At 66.9% G+C, this 16442-nt stretch carries 13 protein-coding genes; 10 read left to right on the top strand and 3 right to left on the bottom strand.

Annotated elements, in window-relative coordinates:
* The first annotated feature begins 4 nt into the window (after window positions 1–4).
* Genes soxX through ABWW33_RS30300 form a run of 6 tightly spaced genes read left to right on the top strand, consistent with a single transcriptional unit; the run spans window position 5 to window position 3524 of the window.
* The gene (gene soxX, locus ABWW33_RS30325; RefSeq protein ID WP_353405175.1) at window positions 5–409 is read left to right on the top strand and encodes a sulfur oxidation c-type cytochrome SoxX; all 405 of its coding nucleotides are present in this window, start codon (window positions 5–7) and stop codon (window positions 407–409) included.
* Window positions 406–855, top strand: coding sequence for a SoxY-related AACIE arm protein (locus ABWW33_RS30320; protein ID WP_353405174.1), 450 nt, complete (start codon window positions 406–408; stop codon window positions 853–855). The genes soxX and ABWW33_RS30320 overlap by 4 nt, the downstream gene beginning before the upstream one ends.
* Complete coding sequence (gene soxZ, locus ABWW33_RS30315; RefSeq protein WP_353405172.1) at window positions 855–1181, top strand: thiosulfate oxidation carrier complex protein SoxZ; 327 nt, start codon at window positions 855–857, stop codon at window positions 1179–1181. The genes ABWW33_RS30320 and soxZ overlap by 1 nt, the downstream gene beginning before the upstream one ends.
* Window positions 1178–1933, top strand: a complete 756-nt coding sequence (gene soxA, locus ABWW33_RS30310; RefSeq protein ID WP_176655887.1) for a sulfur oxidation c-type cytochrome SoxA — start codon at window positions 1178–1180, stop codon at window positions 1931–1933. The genes soxZ and soxA overlap by 4 nt, the downstream gene beginning before the upstream one ends.
* Window positions 1934–1945: 12 nt before the next feature.
* The gene (locus ABWW33_RS30305) at window positions 1946–2251 is read left to right on the top strand and encodes a c-type cytochrome (protein WP_353405171.1); all 306 of its coding nucleotides are present in this window, start codon (window positions 1946–1948) and stop codon (window positions 2249–2251) included.
* Between the two features lie 10 nt (window positions 2252–2261).
* On the top strand, window positions 2262–3524 hold the full coding sequence (locus tag ABWW33_RS30300; protein WP_353405170.1) for an FCSD flavin-binding domain-containing protein: 1263 nt from the start codon (window positions 2262–2264) through the stop codon (window positions 3522–3524).
* A gap of 1 nt (window position 3525) precedes the next feature.
* On the opposite strand, the gene ABWW33_RS30295 is transcribed toward ABWW33_RS30300, so the two are convergent.
* Entirely contained in the window at window positions 3526–5004 is a 1479-nt protein-coding gene (locus ABWW33_RS30295; protein ID WP_353405169.1) for an efflux transporter outer membrane subunit, read from the bottom strand.
* 98 nt (window positions 5005–5102) lie between these two features.
* On the opposite strand from ABWW33_RS30295, the gene ABWW33_RS30290 reads away from it, so the two are divergent.
* From ABWW33_RS30290 to ABWW33_RS30280, 3 genes are all read left to right on the top strand, one after another.
* Window positions 5103–5615, top strand: a complete 513-nt coding sequence (locus ABWW33_RS30290; protein WP_176655884.1) for a winged helix-turn-helix transcriptional regulator — start codon at window positions 5103–5105, stop codon at window positions 5613–5615.
* Window positions 5616–5643: 28 nt separating this feature from the next.
* Window positions 5644–6735 (top strand): HlyD family secretion protein, encoded by a 1092-nt coding sequence (locus ABWW33_RS30285; protein WP_353405167.1) that lies wholly within the window; start codon window positions 5644–5646, stop codon window positions 6733–6735.
* A gap of 68 nt (window positions 6736–6803) precedes the next feature.
* The gene (locus tag ABWW33_RS30280; RefSeq protein ID WP_353405196.1) at window positions 6804–8342 is read left to right on the top strand and encodes a DHA2 family efflux MFS transporter permease subunit; all 1539 of its coding nucleotides are present in this window, start codon (window positions 6804–6806) and stop codon (window positions 8340–8342) included.
* On the opposite strand, the gene ABWW33_RS30275 is transcribed toward ABWW33_RS30280, so the two are convergent.
* A complete protein-coding gene (locus tag ABWW33_RS30275; RefSeq protein ID WP_353405166.1) occupies window positions 8325–9533 on the bottom strand; it encodes a DUF2252 domain-containing protein in 1209 nt (402 codons plus the stop codon). The two genes, ABWW33_RS30280 and ABWW33_RS30275, sit on opposite strands and share 18 nt — an antisense overlap.
* A gap of 9 nt (window positions 9534–9542) precedes the next feature.
* Window positions 9543–10274, bottom strand: a complete 732-nt coding sequence (locus tag ABWW33_RS30270) for a substrate-binding periplasmic protein (protein WP_353405164.1) — start codon at window positions 10272–10274, stop codon at window positions 9543–9545.
* A gap of 143 nt (window positions 10275–10417) precedes the next feature.
* On the opposite strand from ABWW33_RS30270, the gene ABWW33_RS30265 reads away from it, so the two are divergent.
* Window positions 10418–16351, top strand: coding sequence for a pre-peptidase C-terminal domain-containing protein (locus ABWW33_RS30265; protein ID WP_353405163.1), 5934 nt, complete (start codon window positions 10418–10420; stop codon window positions 16349–16351).
* The last annotated feature ends 91 nt before the right edge of the window (window positions 16352–16442 follow it).

Genomic DNA, 16442 nt, shown 5'->3' with positions numbered 1-16442 from the left:
CGGGATGACAGGTCTGTTCGTACTGGCCATCCTGCTCTGCTGCGCGTCGGCCGGTGCGGCGCCGCTGACGGAGCAACCCGGCGATGCGGCACGCGGCCGCGCCATCGTCGCCAACCGGCAGGTGGGGCTTTGCCTGCTGTGCCATACCGGGCCGATACCCGAGGAGCGTTTTCAAGGGAATCTGGCGCCGGACCTGCGGGGCGCCGGCGGACGCTGGAGCGCCGAACAGCTAAGGGCGCGCATCGTCGATGCCAGCCAGTTCAATCCGGCGACGATCATGCCTTCCTATTACAAGACCGATGGACTTAACCGCGTCGCCGCCGGTTACCAGGGCAAGACCATACTGGACGCGCAGCAGATCGAGGACGTGGTGGCGTGGCTGCAAACATTGAAGGAGGGCGGGCAATGAAGCGTCGCGATGTGCTGGCGGCAGGCGCAGGGCTGGCGATGCTGGCGCTGGTGCGCCCCGTTGCGGCCACGCCGGCCGACATGGCCGCCGCCGTCGCCGCCTTCACCGGTGGTGTGGCGCCGCGCGAGGGCAAGGTCAGGTTCGATATCGCGCAGTTGATCGACAACGGCAACGCGGTGCCGGTCACCGTGGCGGTAGAGAGCGCGATGACTGCGGCCGACCATGTCGCAGCCATCGCCATCTTCAATGAAAAGAATCCGCAGACCGACGTGGCGGTGTTCACATTGGGGCCGCGCGCTGGCAAGGCCGAAGTATCGACGCGTATCCGGCTGGCGACATCGCAGCGGCTGATCGCCGTCGCGCGCATGAGCGATGGCAGCTGCTGGTCAAAATCGGTGGACGTGATCGTCACGCTGGCGGCCTGCATCGAAGGCGAGGCTCCCTGATGGCGCGCGCCCTGATTCATATGCCGGCGACGGCGAAGCGCGGCGAGGTGATCGAGATACGCGCCTTGATCGCGCACGTCATGGAAACCGGCTACCGGCCCGGTGCGGACGGCAAGGTGGTCCCTCGCGACATTATCCGCAAGTTCGTTTGCCGCTACAACGGCGAGCAGGTATTCGGCGCCGAGCTGCACCAGGCGGTGTCCGCCAATCCGTATATCGGGTTCTTCACCGTCGCGACGGAAAGCGGCACGCTGGAGTTCACGTGGGAAGGCGACAACGGCTTTGCGCAGACAGAGAAGATGGACTTGACGGTGAGCGCGGCATGAGAGTCCTTGCCGCGCTGCTGCTGATTTTCTGCATCCCGGCCACTGCCGACGATGCGCGGCGCTCCGGCAGCGAATTCATGAGCGCATCCACGCAAGCCATGCAGCGCGACGATACACTCAATCCCGGCATGCTGTGGGTGAGCGGCGGCGAGGCGCAGTGGAACGCCGCCGCCGGCAAGAGCGGCAAGTCCTGCGCCAGTTGTCATGGTGATGCGCGCACGAGCATGCGTGGCGTGGCGGCGCGCTTTCCCGCGTTCGACGGCGCCAGCAAGATGGCGGTCAACCTGAGCCAGCGCATCAACATCTGCCGCGAACGCAAGCAGCAGGCGCCGGCGTTGCGGCTTGAGAGCGAGGAGTTGCTTGGACTGGAGGCTTATGTGGCGATGCAGTCGCGCGGCCTGCCGGTGGCGCCGCCTCAGGATACGGGAACCAAGGCGGCCGCAGCGCGCGGCAAGGAGCTTTACTTCCAGCGTGTGGGCCAATTGAATTTATCGTGCGCGCAATGCCATGACCAGCAGTGGGGCAAGCGACTGGCCGGCAGCACGATACCGCAAGCGCATGCGGCGGCGTATCCGATCTACCGGCTGGAGTGGCAGGCGATGGGATCGTTGCAGCGAAGGCTGCGCAATTGCCTGAGCGGCGTGCGCGCCGAGATACCGCCGCTGGGGGCGCAGGAACTGGTTCAACTGGAAGCCTGGCTGGCGGTGCGCGACCAGGGTATGCCGATGGAATCGCCGGCAGTTCGGCCATAACAGGAGATAGCGATGTTTTCGAAATCCATACTCATCGCCGCGTTGCTGTTCGCGGCAAGCGTGGCGCGAGCCGATGGCGCGTCGGTTTCCTCCGGCGCCCGGCTTGCCGCGACATGCGCAGCCTGCCACGGCACCAACGGCGCCACCAAAGGTGAAACGCTGCCGCCGATCGCCGGCCAGCCGAAGGAGGCGCTGGTGGCCACGCTGCGCGCATTCAAGTCCGGCTCCCGACAGTCGACCATCATGACCCAGATCGCCAAGGGTTATACCGACGAACAGATCGAACTGCTGGCGGCCTATTTCGCCGCCCTCAAGTAAGGAGGTTGCGATGAAACGACGTCAATTCATACAGGCCGCCGGTATCGGTGCCGGCGCCATGTTGGCCGGCTGCGCCTCCATCGGTGGCACGGCGAAACCGCAGGTGGTAGTGGTCGGCGGTGGCTACGGCGGCGCCACCGCCGCGCGCTACGTGCGCATGTGGAGCGAAGGCGCCATTGACGTCACGCTGGTCGAGCCCAACGCCAGTTTTATCTCCTGCCCGCTGTCGAACCTCGTGCTGGGCGGATCGAAGCAGATCGCCGACCTGACCATGTCCTACGACCGCATGCAGGGCATACGCGTGCTGCGCGACACGGTGACGTCGATCGACACCACCAAGCGTACGCTGGCGCTGGCCGGCGGCGCCACACTGTCCTACGACCGCCTGATCGTGTCGCCCGGCGTGGACTTCATGTGGGACCAACTGCCCGGCATGCTCAAACCCGGTGCGCAGGATGCGGTGCTGCATGCGTGGAAGGCGGGCGCCCAGACCGTGGCCCTGCGCGCGCAGCTGGAGGCTATGCCGGACGGCGGCGTGTATGCGATGACGATCCCGGCCGCGCCTTACCGTTGTCCGCCGGGGCCGTACGAACGCGCATCGCAGATCGCTTTCTACTTCAGCCGCGCCAAGCCGAAATCGAAGGTGCTGATCCTCGACGCCAACGACGACGTGGTCTCCAAGGGACCGCTGTTCAAGAAGGTATGGAAGGAGCGCTACGGCGGCATCATCGAATACCGGCCGTCGTTCCGGGCGACGGACGTGGATGCGTCGTCGCGCACCGTGGTCTCGGAACTGGGCGACAAGGTGCAGGCCAATGTGCTGAATGTGATTCCGCCGCAGCGCGCCGGCGCCATTGCCGTGCAGACCGGGCTGGCGAATGCCAACGGGCGTTGGTGCGCGGTCGATTTCCTCACCTTCGAATCGACGCAGGTGAAGAACATCCACGTGCTGGGCGACGCGATCCAGGTATCGCCGCTGATGCCGAAGTCCGCGCACATGGCCAACCAGCATGCCAAGGTGTGCGCGGCCGCAGTGGTGGACCTGCTGGCCGGCCGCGCGCCGGACGGCCATCCGATGCTGACCAACACCTGCTACAGCTTCGTCTCCGACAAGGACGTGATCCACGTCGCTTCGGTGCACGCCTACGATGCGGAGAAAAAAACGCTGCTGGTGGTGTCCGGCTCCGGCGGCGTGTCGGCGGGACCCAGCGCGCTCGAAGGCGGGTACGCGATGAACTGGGCCCGCAACATCTGGAGCGACACGCTGGGATAAATCACCAGCCGCCGCCTGCCGCGCGGAAGGTGGCGACCGCCGCGCGCGCGTTGTCGGCATTGACGCGCGCCATCTGGTCGCGCGATGCCAGCAACTGGCGCTGTTCTTCCAGCACTTCATACAGGCTGACCGCGCCGCCCTGCCACGCCTGTTCGGAGGCGTCGCGGGCGCGGGTGTGGGCGTCCACTTCCTCGCTCAGTTCGTGGTGCTGCAGTTCCAGCTGGGTCAGCGTGACGACGGCGTTCTCCACGTCCTCCGCCGCGCGCAGCACGGCTTTGCGGTAGGCGGCCAGCGCCTCGGCGTTGGCGCCTTTGGCGCGGGCGACGTCGGCGTCGATGCGGCCGAAATCGAACAGTCGCCAGCGCAGGCCGGCCGCCACCTGCGGCTGCAGCGAGGCGGCGCTCAACAGGCCTGAAGATCCGAGGCTGGTCACGCCCAGTAGCGCCGACAAGGACAGCTTGGGGTAGTACTCCGCCATCGCCGCGCCGATCTGCGCGTTCGACGCGGCCAGCCGGCGTTCGGCGGCGATGATGTCCGGCCGGCGGCGCAGCAGGTCCGCCGGGCCTTGCGACAGTTCGATGGCCGGCACGCCGCTCTCCGCGCCCTGGGCCGGCGGCGCCAGTTCGGCCGCGTAGGTGCCGGGTGCGGCGCCCATCAGCACGTCGAGCCGGTTCAGCTGCACATCCAGTTCGATGCGCAGCGGCGGCACTGTGGCGCGGGCTTGCGACACCAGCGCCTCGGCCTGCGCCGTTTCGCGGCTGGACGCCAGGCCGTCCGCCACCCGCAGCCGCACCAGTTCCAGCAGCCTGGCGTTGGTGGCGATCTGCTCCTGCGCCAGCGCGATGCGGCGCTGCGCACCGCGCACGCGGAAGTAGGCGTCGGCCGCTTCCGCCGTCACCGATACCCGCACGCCGAGACGGTCCGCCTCCGCCGCCTGCGCCTCGGCGCTGGCGCCCTGCGCGCCGCGCTTCAAACCGCCCGCCACGTCCAGCTCCCAGCTGGCGCCGATGCCGGCGTTGTACAGCGACTGCTCGCGGTTGTAGCCGGGCGTTGCGCTGGCCAGCCGGCCCTCGGGGCTATTCAGAGATTGCCGCTGATGCGCGATTCCGGCCGACAGCGCCCCCTCCGGCAGCAGCCGCGCATCGGCCAGCCGCGACGCGGCGCGCGCCTGGTCGACCCGCGCCATGGCCGCCGCCAGGTCCAGGTTCTGCTCCAGCACCCGCGTGACGATGCGCTGCAGGGCCGGGTCGTTGAAGCCGTTCCACCAGGTGTCCAGCGCCGGCGCCGGCAGCGCCGTCTTGCGCTCGGCCAGAGCGCCCGAGGTATGAAAACTGGCCGCCAGCGGCGCGTCCGGACGCTGGTATTCCGGCCCCGTTGCGCAGCCGGCCAGCGTCAATAATGCCAGCAGGCTGGCCGCGGCCACCGCTGAAACCCGCATTCCTGCTGGCTTTGCGGCCGGCGCCTTGAGTTCGTTATTCATTTTGCACCTCTTTTGAAAGTTACTTGCAAGTTCGTATGAAGGAGTATATGCTCGTTTCATTGTGATCGCAATTAATAATTTTTTGAGGGAGTAATTCCATGCTAAAGACCGATTTGAGCGCCATGGCGTGCCCGATCGCCCGCAGCCTCGACAAGGTGGGCGAGTGGTGGAGCATCCTGATCCTGCGCGAATGTTCTTATGGCGAGACCCGCTTTGACGCCTTCCAGAAAAACCTCGGCATCTCGCCGAACATGCTGGCCCGCCGCCTGAACGACCTGGTGGATGCCGGCTTGCTGGAGCGCCGCCGCTATTCCGAGCGCCCGCCGCGCGACGAGTATGTGCTGACCGAGGCGGGACGCGATTTCCGCCCGGTGCTGCTGGCGTTGCTCGCCTGGGGCAACAAGCACTTCGCGCCGGAGGGCAAGATGATCGTGCTGCGGGACCGTATCAGCGGCGAGGAAGTGCAGCCGACGCTGATGGACCCGGCGACCGGCGCCGTGATCGACCGCGCGCGCCATGCCGTCGCCGCCGGCCCTGCCGCGCCGGAATCGACCCGCCTTCGCATGCAGCGCATGGCGGAGCGCCGCGCCGCCGCCGAAGCCGCCGCCTGACCCCTTCATTCAATCCACGGAGCACATCATGACCACCACCACCGCCACCGCCGTTCCTGCACAGGTAATTCCTCTTCCCAGCCGCAAGCGCATCATCGTGCGCGCCGTGCTGGCCGCCATCGCGCTGGGCGCCATCGGCTTCGGCTATCACTGGTGGACCGAAGCGCGGTTTTTACAGGACACCGACGACGCCTACGTCGGCGGCAACGTCACCGTGGTCGCGCCCAAGGTGGCCGGCTATATCGCCAAGCTGGAAGTGACGGACAACCAGCATGTGCATGCAGGCGACGTGCTGGCCCGCCTCGACGACCGCGACTACCGCGCCGCGCTGGCCAAGGCCGAAGGCGCGGTCGCGGCCGCGCAGGCGACGCTGGCCAATCTCGACGCCACGCGCCAGTTGCAGGAAGCGGTGATCGGCCAGGCGCGCGCCGGCCTGGCAGCCAGCGGGGCCGAGACAGCCCGCGCGCGCGACGACCAGACGCGCTATAAAAACCTGTCCGCCAAGGCCGCCGTGTCGCTGCAAAGTTCGCAGAAGGCCGACGCCGAATACAAGCAGGCGCTGGCCGGCGATCAAAAGGCGCAGGCGCAGCTGACGGCGGCGCAGCGTGAGCTGGACGTGATCGGTACGCGCAAGCTGCAGGCGCATGCGGCGCTGGAGCAGGCCGTGGCAGAGCGCGATATCGCCCGGCTCAACCTGGAATACACGGTGCTGCGCGCGCCCATCGACGGCGTGATCGGCAACCGCCGCGCGCGTAGCGGCGCCTATGCCACGGTAGGCAACCAGCTGTTGTCGATCGTGCCGTCCAGCGGCTTGTGGGTGGATGCCAACTTCAAGGAAAACCAGCTGGCCAAATTCAAGCCGGGACAGCGCGCGGACATCGTGGCCGACGTGATGCCGGGGCATGTGTTCCATGGCACCGTGGCCAGCCTGGCGCCGGCCACGGGCGCGCAGTTCAGCATCCTGCCGCCGGAAAACGCGACCGGCAACTTCACCAAGATCGTCCAGCGCGTGCCGGTGCGGATCGTGCTCGATGAGCGCGACGCGGCGGTGGCCTTGCTGCGCCCCGGCCTTTCCGTGGCGGCGGAGATCGACGTGCGCAGCGAGGGCGGCAAGCCATGAGCGCGGCCGTTTCAGTCGGCGCGCCTGCGAAGGCCGCACCGGCACCGTGGACACCGCCGCAGCTGACGATGTCGCAGAAGGTGCTGGCCTTCGCCACCATGTGCGTCGGCATGTTCATCGCGCTGCTGGACATCCAGATCGTCTCGGCCTCGCTCAAGGACATCGGCGGCGGCATCTCGGCCGGCGCCGATGAAACCGTGTGGGTGCAGACCAGCTACCTGATCGCCGAGATCATCGTCATCCCGATGTCCGGCTGGCTGTCGCGGGTGGTGTCGACGCGCTGGCTGTTCGCCGGCTCGGCCACCGGCTTCACCATCGCCAGCATGCTGTGCGGCGTGGCCTGGAACATCGAAAGCATGATCGCCTTCCGCGCGCTGCAGGGCTTCATCGGCGGCTCGATGATACCGATGGTGTTCACTTCGGCGTTCTACTTCTTCGCCGGCAAGCAGCGCGTGATCGCTGCCGCCACCGTGGGCGCGTTGGCCTCGCTGGCGCCGACGCTGGGACCTACCGTCGGCGGCTGGATCACCGACAACTTCAACTGGCACTGGCTGTTCTTCATCAACCTGGTGCCGGGCATCTTCGTCGCCGTCGTGGTGCCGATACTGGTCAAGATCGACCGTCCCAACCTGTCGCTGATACGCGATGCGGATTATTTCGGCATCGTGCTGATGTCGCTGTTCCTCGGCTGCCTGGAATACACGCTGGAGGAAGGCCCGCGCCTGGGCTGGTTCGGCGACCACGTGATCCTGACCACGGCGTGGGTGGCCGGGCTGGCGGGCATAGGCTTCGTCTGGCGCAGCATGGTGTACGAGCATCCCATCGTCGACCTGCGCGCGCTGAAGGACCGCAACTTCGCGCTGGGCTGCTTCTTTTCCTTCGTCACCGGCATCGGCATCTTCGCCACCATTTACCTGACGCCGCTGTTCCTCGGCCGGGTGCGCGGCTTCAGCGCGCTGGAGATCGGACTGGCGGTGTTTTCCACCGGCGTGTTCCAGATCATGTCGATTCCGTTCTACTCCTACCTGGCCAACCGCGTCGACCTGCGCTGGCTGATGATGGTCGGGCTGGCGATGTTTGCGCTGTCGATGTGGAACTTCGCGCCGATCACGCACGACTGGGGCGCGCAACAGCTGCTGCTGCCGCAAGCCCTGCGCGGTATGGGCCAGCAGTTCGCCGTGGCGCCGACCGTGACGCTGACCCTGGGCGGGCTGGCGCCGGAGCGCCTGAAGCTGGCCTCCGGCCTGTTCAACCTGATGCGCAACCTGGGCGGCGCGATCGGCATCGCTGCCTGCGCCACCATCATCAACGACCGCACCAATATGCACTTCCTGCGTCTGGCAGAGCATCTGAACAGCGGCAACGAGGCGATGGCGCAGATGCTGTCCGGCGCCGGCGGCAACCTGCTGGCATGGGGGCTGGATGCAGGCAGCGCGCAGGCCGGCGCGCTCAAGCAGTTATGGTCGCTGACGATACGCGAGGCGCAGACGCAAACCTTCAGCGACGTGTTCCTGTGCGTGATGGCCTGCTTTGTCGTGGCGACGGCGATGGTGCCGCTGATGCGCAAGGTGGCGCCGCCGAAGGCGCCGTCAGCCGACGCTCACTGACTCCAGCCACGGCTTGCAGGCCTGCCACTGCTGCTGCGTGAGCGTGGCCATGGCGGCGGAGGCGTCCAGCATGGACTGGACCCAGTCGTCGCGCCGGCCGTAGGCGATCAGGTCGTCGGCGTTGGCGGCGCCGTCGCGGCCGGAGGCGCGCAGCTGGTCCCAGGCCAGGTTGCAGCCCATGGTGGCGATCACGTCTTCCAGGCGGCCCGGCTTCCTGCCGTCCAGATCCACGCGGTCTTCCGACGGCTGCAGGCCGCGCAGCGTGCAGGAGCGGCCGTCCATCGACACCGCGTGCAGGAAGGCGTGATCGACCGCCTGCATGCATTTCTGCACCGTGACCACGCGGGTGGCCTGGTCCGGCCAGATGGGCTGCCTGAAGTGCATGGCGGCCAGGTGCGGCGCCAGCACCGACGGCTTGCATTCCTTGATGTCCAGCAGGTAGTTCCCGTCGGGAGAACCCTTGCCCTCCACCAGCACGACAAAGCGCATCAGTCCCAGGCTGCCGGTTCCGGCGATGCGGCGCGCGGCGTCGAGCATGGTGTAGAAGCCGGCATCGTCCTGTGTCGCGGCGAAGTCGCGCATGAAGGACTCGATCTTTTCGCGCTGGCCCGGCAATAGCGGCAGCGCCTTGGCGCCGTCCAGCTTCAGGCTGCGGCGCTGGCCTTTGCGCTCGCTGCGCTTGTCGAGGAAGTCGGCGCGCTTGCGCGTTTGCAGCTCGCACAGCAGCGTGTTGATCAGGCCTGTGCTGGTTTCCCGTTCGACCCAGCGCGGCTTGCCCTCGGCCAGCGCGGCGCGGTAGGCGTCGGTGCACCGGCGCGACAGCGCCACCGCGTCGCCGGCCGCTATCTTCATGGCCTTGGCGCCGCACTGGATGCTGGCCAGCAGCCGCACCAGGTCCCAGCTGGCGGGCGCCAGCGCGCCTTCGTCGAAATCGTTGATGTCGAAATAGACCTGGCGGTTGTCGCCCTTGTAGCTGCCGAAGTTTTCCACGTGCAGGTCGCCGCAGCTCCACGTCAGCGGCGCCTTGCGGAACAGGGCGTCGTCCGGCAGCGCGTCGTAGAACAGGTGGTCGGCGCCGCGCAGGAACAGGAAGGCGTCTTGCGCCATCTTGCGGTACTTCATCGCCAGCAGCTCTGGATCGCGGCCGGCGTTGTGGGCTTGCAGGGCGGTGATCAGTGCGTTTGCCGGCATGGCGGCCTCCTATCGGTAACGGGCCAGGATCTGGTCTATGCTGCCGTCCTTGAGCATGGCGTCGATGACGCGGTTCGCTTCGGCGAACGGCACCTGCGATTTGCGCGAGAACGCGCACTGCGCCTTGAACGAGGAAAACACCAGCTCGGGCCTCACCTTCAGCCCGGGATGGATGCGCTGCTGGTACAGCAGCGTGGCCTCGCCCACCATCGTGTACTGCGCCTTACCTTCGACCATGCGCTGGACGTTGAGTTCCATGCTGGCCGAGTCGGTGCGGGCGAAACGCTTGCCCAGCACCCGTTCGACGCGCGGATAGCGGTAACCGGCCACGGTGCCGATGGGTTTGTCCTTCAGATCCTTGAGGGAGCGCAGCGGCGGCGCGTCGACGAGGCCGACCACCATCTCGTTGTCGGGCAGCAGCGGCGTGCTCCAGTCGTAGTCGCCGTCGATCCAGAACGGCAGCACGTAGCACATGGCGTCGGCCCGGCCGCCGGCGAGCGCCGGCGTCACGCTCGGCACGTCGACGCTGATGTAGACGGCGCGGCGGCCCAGCCGCTGCGCCAGCGCGTCGCCGAGGTCCTTGATGATGCCGCCGGCCAGCGCGCCGTTCTGGAAGCGGACGATGGGCATGGTCTGGTCCAGCGGCGCCAGCATCACCAGCTCGCCCGGCGCGGCATGCACGGCCGGCGGCAGCAGGGCCGCCAGCAAGACTGTCAGCAGGGGCAGGACTGGCTTCGGCATGCGCGCTTTCGGGTTCTCCGGGAGAGTTCAATTATAGACGCTGCATGCGGCGTGCGGCACTGTCTTCCGGCAGGTGGCAATTGGATAGATTTTCCGGATGGAAACTTTGATATCATGTAAAAATCTCAAAATCCGGGCTCTTTATGCCAATCGACTACCGCTCCGCTTCCTCCTACCGCACTGTTGCCGGCGCCGCCGCGCCCGTTGACGACTTCGGCAATACGCCGGCGACCGCCTCGGTAGTGGCGCTCGATGCCACCGTCAACGGCAAGCTGGAAGCAGACGGCGACCATGACGTGTTCAAGGTCCAGCTAGTCGGAGGCAAGACTTATCGATTTTCCGGGGAGGGACTGAGCCGAAGCGACCCCATTATCGGGATAGCCGGCGACTATGGCCGCCACTATTTGTCGCTGGACATCCTGGACGCCGGCCAAACAGCACTTTTTTCCACCGAAGTCGGTCAGGGCCACAACTATTCCTTTACGCCGACGGCATCGGGCAGCTACTACGTGTCCCTCAGCGCGGTCGCGCAGGACACCGCCGTGCAGGATTACGTTTTCCGCGCCGGTCTGGCCGGCGACAATACCGGTTCGACCAGCGCCACCGCCGGTAGTCTCAATATCGGCGGTGCTGCGGCGAAGGGCCAGTTGGAAGATGGCGGCACCGATCACGACTGGTTCGCCGTGTCGCTGGTGGCCGGCACCAGCTATTGGTTCACGCTGAAGGGGGATGTCGACCGCGCGGGCACCATGGACGCAAGCACCGGCAATCTGCAATTGTTCGACGCCGGCGGCCAGCCGGTGTCGCCGGCTACCGGTCCTGCCAGCTTTTCCGATAACGCCCCGGTTTTGCCCTTCACCGCCACGGTCAGCGGCACCTATTACCTCGATGTCGGCGCCGCAGGCGGGAGCTTCCAGGTCCAGGCCCAGGTGGCGACGCCGGACGAGGCCGGCAGCGATGCCGCCCACGCGGTGACCATCCAGCTTGGCGCCGCGGTCACCGGCGTGGTGCCGGTGCGCACCGATGCGGACACGTACAAGGTCAGCCTGGTGGCCGGAACCACCTATGTGCTGCAGCGCACGGCAGCCGACGGTGCCCTGTGGAACAGCAAACTCGATACTTCGATTCTCAACGCCAGCGGCCAGCAGGCGAATCTTGTGTCCGGCACGGTAGGAAACAAGGAATGCCTGTATTTCGTGGCTGACACGACCGGCGTCTACACGTTGACGGTGGGAAGCACGGGCGCGATCGATCCGTCCAGCGGCGGCTACATGTTGAAGCTGATGGCCAACCCTGACGATTATCCGGCTACGATCCAGACTTCCGGCCTGCTGGAACTGTCCAAACCTGTGCATGGAACGATCAGCGTGGGCGACGTCGACTGGGTGAAGGTACATCTGGACGCCGGCAAGCAGTACGCTTTCGATATGCACAGCGCGAGCACGGCTTTAACGGGGAACAGCCTGGATCTGCTGGATGCGCACGGCGCTGTCCTGACCAACGCCCAGTCCAGCGTATTCCTTCCGCAAGATGCGGTTCTTGTGTACACCGCCGCCAGCACCGGCGACTATTATCTGTCCACGCATGGCAACCAACCGGGTTTCGACTATACACTGTCCGAACAGCTGCTGACCGGCGACACTACCGGTCCAGTGCTGAAATCGGTGTCGATCGCGAACGGCGCCACGAATGCGCCAGTCAGTGGCGGTATCCGGTTCGTGTTTGACGAGCCGGTGACCATGGGGGCGGGCTATGGCGCGGTACTGAAGGATGCCAGCGGCAACCCGCTGACCTGGGGTGTTGGCGGGGTGCAAGCGATAGGCAACAACACGTTGCTGGCGGACGTCGGCGGTCCGCTGAATCCGAATACGACCTATACGCTGACCCTTAGCGAGATACGGGACCTGGCCGGCAATCTGTACACGGGCCCCAGCGTCTTCACCTTTACCACCGGCGCGGACTTGCCGGCCGACCAGCCCGGCAATCTGGCCACGCCCGACGTGCTGGCGGCGGGCGCCACGACAACTGCCTACATCGACAATCAGCTCGACGACGACTGGTTCAAGTTCCACGCCGAAGCCGGCAAGCGCTACGCGGTCACCACCATTGGCGACGCCGTCCGCGGCGTGGTGATCCATGGCGCCAACGGCGAGACGCTGGCGCCGGATGTGCTGCTGAACCGGCCCGCTTCTGCCGACTATGACTACTTCGTCGAAATCTACGGCCGGCCGTTGATCATCGGCGCCTACACGGTTGGCGTAAAGGAAGTCGTCGACGACTACAGCGTCACCGACACCGGCGCCGGCAAGCTCACGCTGGGCACCGCGCTGAACGGCGCGCTGCAATACGCCGGCGACGTCGACCGCTTCAAGGTCACGCTGGCGTCTAATGTTCTCTACAAGATCACGCTCAGCAACGGCGACGCCGCCACGGCCGCCGACAGCGCGCTGGCGCTGAAAATGTTCGACCCGAGCGGCAAGAGCCTGACCCCCGACTATTCCGGCAGCGCCGGCGGCACCATCATGTACCGGCTGACCCCAACCGCCGCCGGCACCTACACGCTGGACGTCGGCGACAGCTACACCCCGCAGCGCGGCTACACCGTCACCGCCACCGCGCTGGTGGACGAGTACGGCAATACCGCCGCCACCGCCGCCGCGCTGGCGCTCGGCAAGCAGATCGCCGGCTCGCTGCAGATCCCGACCGACAAGGACGTGTTCAGCCTGGACCTGGCCGCCGGCGGCAGCTACCTGGTATCGCTGGCGCGCTCGCAAAACTCCGGCGCGACGCCGCACTGGACGCTGACGGACAGCAAAGGCAACGTCGTCGACGCCGATCCCGTCACCGGCACCAAGGACCAGAGCTTCACCGTCGGCGTCGCCGGCAAGTACTACCTGACGGTCGCCAATCCGAGCCCGAATCCTGCCACCGACTGGGACACCGGCTACGGCCTGAAGGTCAGCGCCGTCGTCGACGACTTCGGCGCGGCGGTCGCCACCGCCGGCAAGCTGGCGATCGGTGCCTCCGTCGCCGGCAAGCTGGAGGCGGGCGGCGGCGACAGCGACTGGTTCGCCGTCACGCTGGAGGCCGGCGCCACCTACACCTTCTCGGTCAAAGGCACGCTACAGGAACTGTACGGCGGCGCCGCCACCGATGCGCCCCTGCGCCTGCTCGACGCCAACGGCAAGCAACTGGCCGTGGTCAACCACCCGACCGGCGCCAATAGCGGCAATCCGCCGCTGTCCTACACGGCGGTGACCAAGGGCACCTACTACATCGACGTCGGCATGGGTCACAGCGGCTTGAGCGGCGACTACACGCTGCAGGCGGCGGTGCTCGTGCCCGACGAGTTCGGCAACGACAACGCGCACGCGGCCAAGCTGGCCGACGGCATCGTCGTCAACGGCAAGCTGCAGTCGGCGGCCGACCTGGATGTGTTCAAGATCAGCCTGGCCGAAGGCGCGCTGGTGACGATAGACTTCGGCGCCCCCGCCGGCACGACGGCGAAGATGACCGTCACCTATGGCAGCGGGAACGAGATCAAGGGTACGCTCCATCACGGCGATACCAGCAACGGCGTCTACCTCGACAGCGCCCAATACCAGGTTGGCGCCGCAGGAGACTACTACGTCACCGTCGCCGGCGGCAGCACGCCGCTTCCGGGCACCGCCTATTCGGTGAAGGCCACCATCGCCGGCGGCGACGACTTTGCCGGCGACGCCAGCACCACCGGCGTGCTGGCGGCCGCCAAGCCGCAGCACGGTACGATCGGTGTGGCGGGCGACGCCGACTGGTTCCTGGCGCACCTGGAGGCCGGCCACTCGTACAGCTTCACGCTGCAGAATGGCGGCACGCTGGCGACGTCGGGCTTCGGCAAGGCCGGCGGGCCCGGCATCGACCTCTACGCGGCGGACGGCAGCCGCGTAGCCACCACGCTGAACACGGCCGATGTGGGCGTGAGCGTGAGCGCCGTCGCGACCGGCGACTATTTCGTCAGCGTGCACGGCAACGCCTACCAGACCGGCAACTACTCCTTGCTGGAAACCGCCAAGCCCATCGCCACCGCCGGCGACGACTACGGCGACGCGCGCGAGACCGCCGCCGGGCTCATCCAGGGTAGGAACACCAGCGGCGTGTTGGGCACGGGCACCGACATCGACATGTTCAAGATCGACCTGGTTGCGGGCACGACCTACACCTTCGACGGCGCGCTGAGCAGTGCGCCAAACTCGGCCATCCAACTGAGCCTGATGGCCGGAGACGGCAGCCCGCTCTACAGCACCGACGGAACGACCGTCAGCTACAGCTACACGCCGACGGCCAGCGGCAGCTACTACATGGCGGTGACCGACAGCATGAAGCTCGCGTCCGGCGCCAAATACACGTTGCTGGCTACGCTCACGGTGGACGACTACGGCGCCACCGCCGCCACTGCCGGCAAGCTGGCGGCGGCCGGCACGGCGAGCGGCATCGTCAGCGGCAAGCTGGACGCCGGCGGCGGCGACCGCGACTGGTTCGCCATCGGGCTGGACAAGGGCGGCGAATACACGTTTACGCTGGACGGCGCCACCGGCCACGAAGGCAAGAACACCGACGAGCAGGGTGGCGCGACGCTGCGCCTGCTCGATGCGAACGGCAAGGTTCTGACGGAAGTGCTGGCAGGCGGCGGCACCGGCGCCCTGGCCTACGTGCCCACCGCCAACGGCAGCTACTTCCTCGAAGTGGCGGGCGGCGACGGTCACGCCACCGGCGCCTACACGCTCATCGCCGTCAACGATGCCGACGACTACGCTGGCGACGTCACCACCAAGGGCACGCTGGCGGTCGCCGCGCCAGTCAAGGGCATGGTTGGCGGTCCCGCCGACCAGGACTGGTTCAAGGTCCACCTGGACGGCGGCAAGACCTACGTCTTCGACATGAAGGGCGCCAAGGGCCATGGCGGCACGCTGGACACGGGCAGCGCCGGCACCGGCCTGTTCCTGTTCGACGCCACCGGCAAGACGCAACTGGCCGTCGCCGACGGGCTGAGCGACGCCACCGGCGAAACCCGCATGGTGTACAAGGCGCAAGCCACGGGGGACTTCTACATCTCCACCTACGGCACGGCCAAGGGCAGTTACACGCTGGCCGAAAGCATGGGCGCGGCCGACACCACCGCGCCGCAGCTGATCGTGGCGTCGGTGGTGGATGGCGCCACCGGTGTGCCGCTGGCGAGCAAGTTCCTGCTCGTGTTCGACGACGCCGTCGTGGCCGGCCCCGGCTTGCGCCTGACCGACGAGCACGGCGCCACGCTGTCGTCGGCCATCATCACCGCCAGCGGCAACACGCTGAAAATCGATCCGCACCAGAACCTGACGCCGGGCGCCCAATACACGCTGTCGCTGCCGGAAGGCAGCGTGCTGGATCTTTCGGGCAACCACTATGCCGGCCACGCCAGCTACACCTTCACCACGGTGGCGGCGGCTTCCCCGTCGACGGCCGGCAACGGCAACGACGTCTTCAGCGCCAGCGGCAACGGGCAGAAGATCGACGGCGGCGCCGGTCTCGATTCGGTGTTCTACGACGACACCAAGGTGCCGCTGGAGATCTATGTGCAGGACGGCCACGTGACGGTGTACCAGACCGGTGCGGGCGCGGCCGACACGCTCACCGGCGTCGAGCGGCTGCTGTTCCCGACGCACGCGATGGCGTTCGATGTGAACGGCGCAGGCGGCGAGGCCTACCGCATGTACCAGGCGGCGTTCGACCGCGCGCCGGATATCGCCGGCCTCGGCTTCTGGATCAACGCGCTGGACTCCGGCTACAGCCTGCAGGGCGTTGCGCAAAACTTCCTGATCAGCGACGAGTTCAAGAAGCTGTATGGCGACGGTGTCAACAATACAGACTTCGTCACCAACCTGTACCACAACGTGCTGCACCGCGCGCCGGAGGCGGAGGGCTTCAATTTCTGGAAAAATGCGCTGGACATGGGGGCGGAGCGTTCCCTGATCCTGACCAACTTCAGCGAAAGCCCGGAGAACCAGGCTGCGATGCTGCCGATCATCGGCAAGGGTTTCGCCTACATACCTTACAGCTGATGCAGTCACCGCCGCGATTAGAGGCCGGATTCTAATCGCGGCGGCGCGCCTTGTCCTTTCAAGGCTTTGTGCAAGAATGGACAGCACGAAC

This window comes from Duganella hordei, assembly GCF_040369125.1.
GTDB classification, from domain to species: Bacteria; Pseudomonadota; Gammaproteobacteria; order Burkholderiales; family Burkholderiaceae_D; genus Rugamonas; species Rugamonas hordei.
The sequence above is the reverse complement of the archived record's forward strand: the minus strand, read 5'-3'. Positions and strand labels throughout refer to the sequence as shown.

What these genes read in the sequence shown, in the direction of transcription:
- soxX (WP_353405175.1), top strand. Translation starts at nt 5, where the DNA reads ATGACAGGTCTGTTCGTACTGGCCATCCTGCTCTGCTGCGCGTCGGCC.
- ABWW33_RS30320 (WP_353405174.1), top strand. Translation starts at nt 406, where the DNA reads ATGAAGCGTCGCGATGTGCTGGCGGCAGGCGCAGGGCTGGCGATGCTG.
- soxZ (WP_353405172.1), top strand. Translation starts at nt 855, where the DNA reads ATGGCGCGCGCCCTGATTCATATGCCGGCGACGGCGAAGCGCGGCGAG.
- soxA (WP_176655887.1), top strand. Translation starts at nt 1,178, where the DNA reads ATGAGAGTCCTTGCCGCGCTGCTGCTGATTTTCTGCATCCCGGCCACT.
- ABWW33_RS30305 (WP_353405171.1), top strand. Translation starts at nt 1,946, where the DNA reads ATGTTTTCGAAATCCATACTCATCGCCGCGTTGCTGTTCGCGGCAAGC.
- ABWW33_RS30300 (WP_353405170.1), top strand. Translation starts at nt 2,262, where the DNA reads ATGAAACGACGTCAATTCATACAGGCCGCCGGTATCGGTGCCGGCGCC.
- ABWW33_RS30295 (WP_353405169.1), bottom strand. Translation starts at nt 5,004, where the DNA reads ATGAATAACGAACTCAAGGCGCCGGCCGCAAAGCCAGCAGGAATGCGG.
- ABWW33_RS30290 (WP_176655884.1), top strand. Translation starts at nt 5,103, where the DNA reads ATGCTAAAGACCGATTTGAGCGCCATGGCGTGCCCGATCGCCCGCAGC.
- ABWW33_RS30285 (WP_353405167.1), top strand. Translation starts at nt 5,644, where the DNA reads ATGACCACCACCACCGCCACCGCCGTTCCTGCACAGGTAATTCCTCTT.
- ABWW33_RS30280 (WP_353405196.1), top strand. Translation starts at nt 6,804, where the DNA reads ATGTCGCAGAAGGTGCTGGCCTTCGCCACCATGTGCGTCGGCATGTTC.
- ABWW33_RS30275 (WP_353405166.1), bottom strand. Translation starts at nt 9,533, where the DNA reads ATGCCGGCAAACGCACTGATCACCGCCCTGCAAGCCCACAACGCCGGC.
- ABWW33_RS30270 (WP_353405164.1), bottom strand. Translation starts at nt 10,274, where the DNA reads ATGCCGAAGCCAGTCCTGCCCCTGCTGACAGTCTTGCTGGCGGCCCTG.
- ABWW33_RS30265 (WP_353405163.1), top strand. Translation starts at nt 10,418, where the DNA reads ATGCCAATCGACTACCGCTCCGCTTCCTCCTACCGCACTGTTGCCGGC.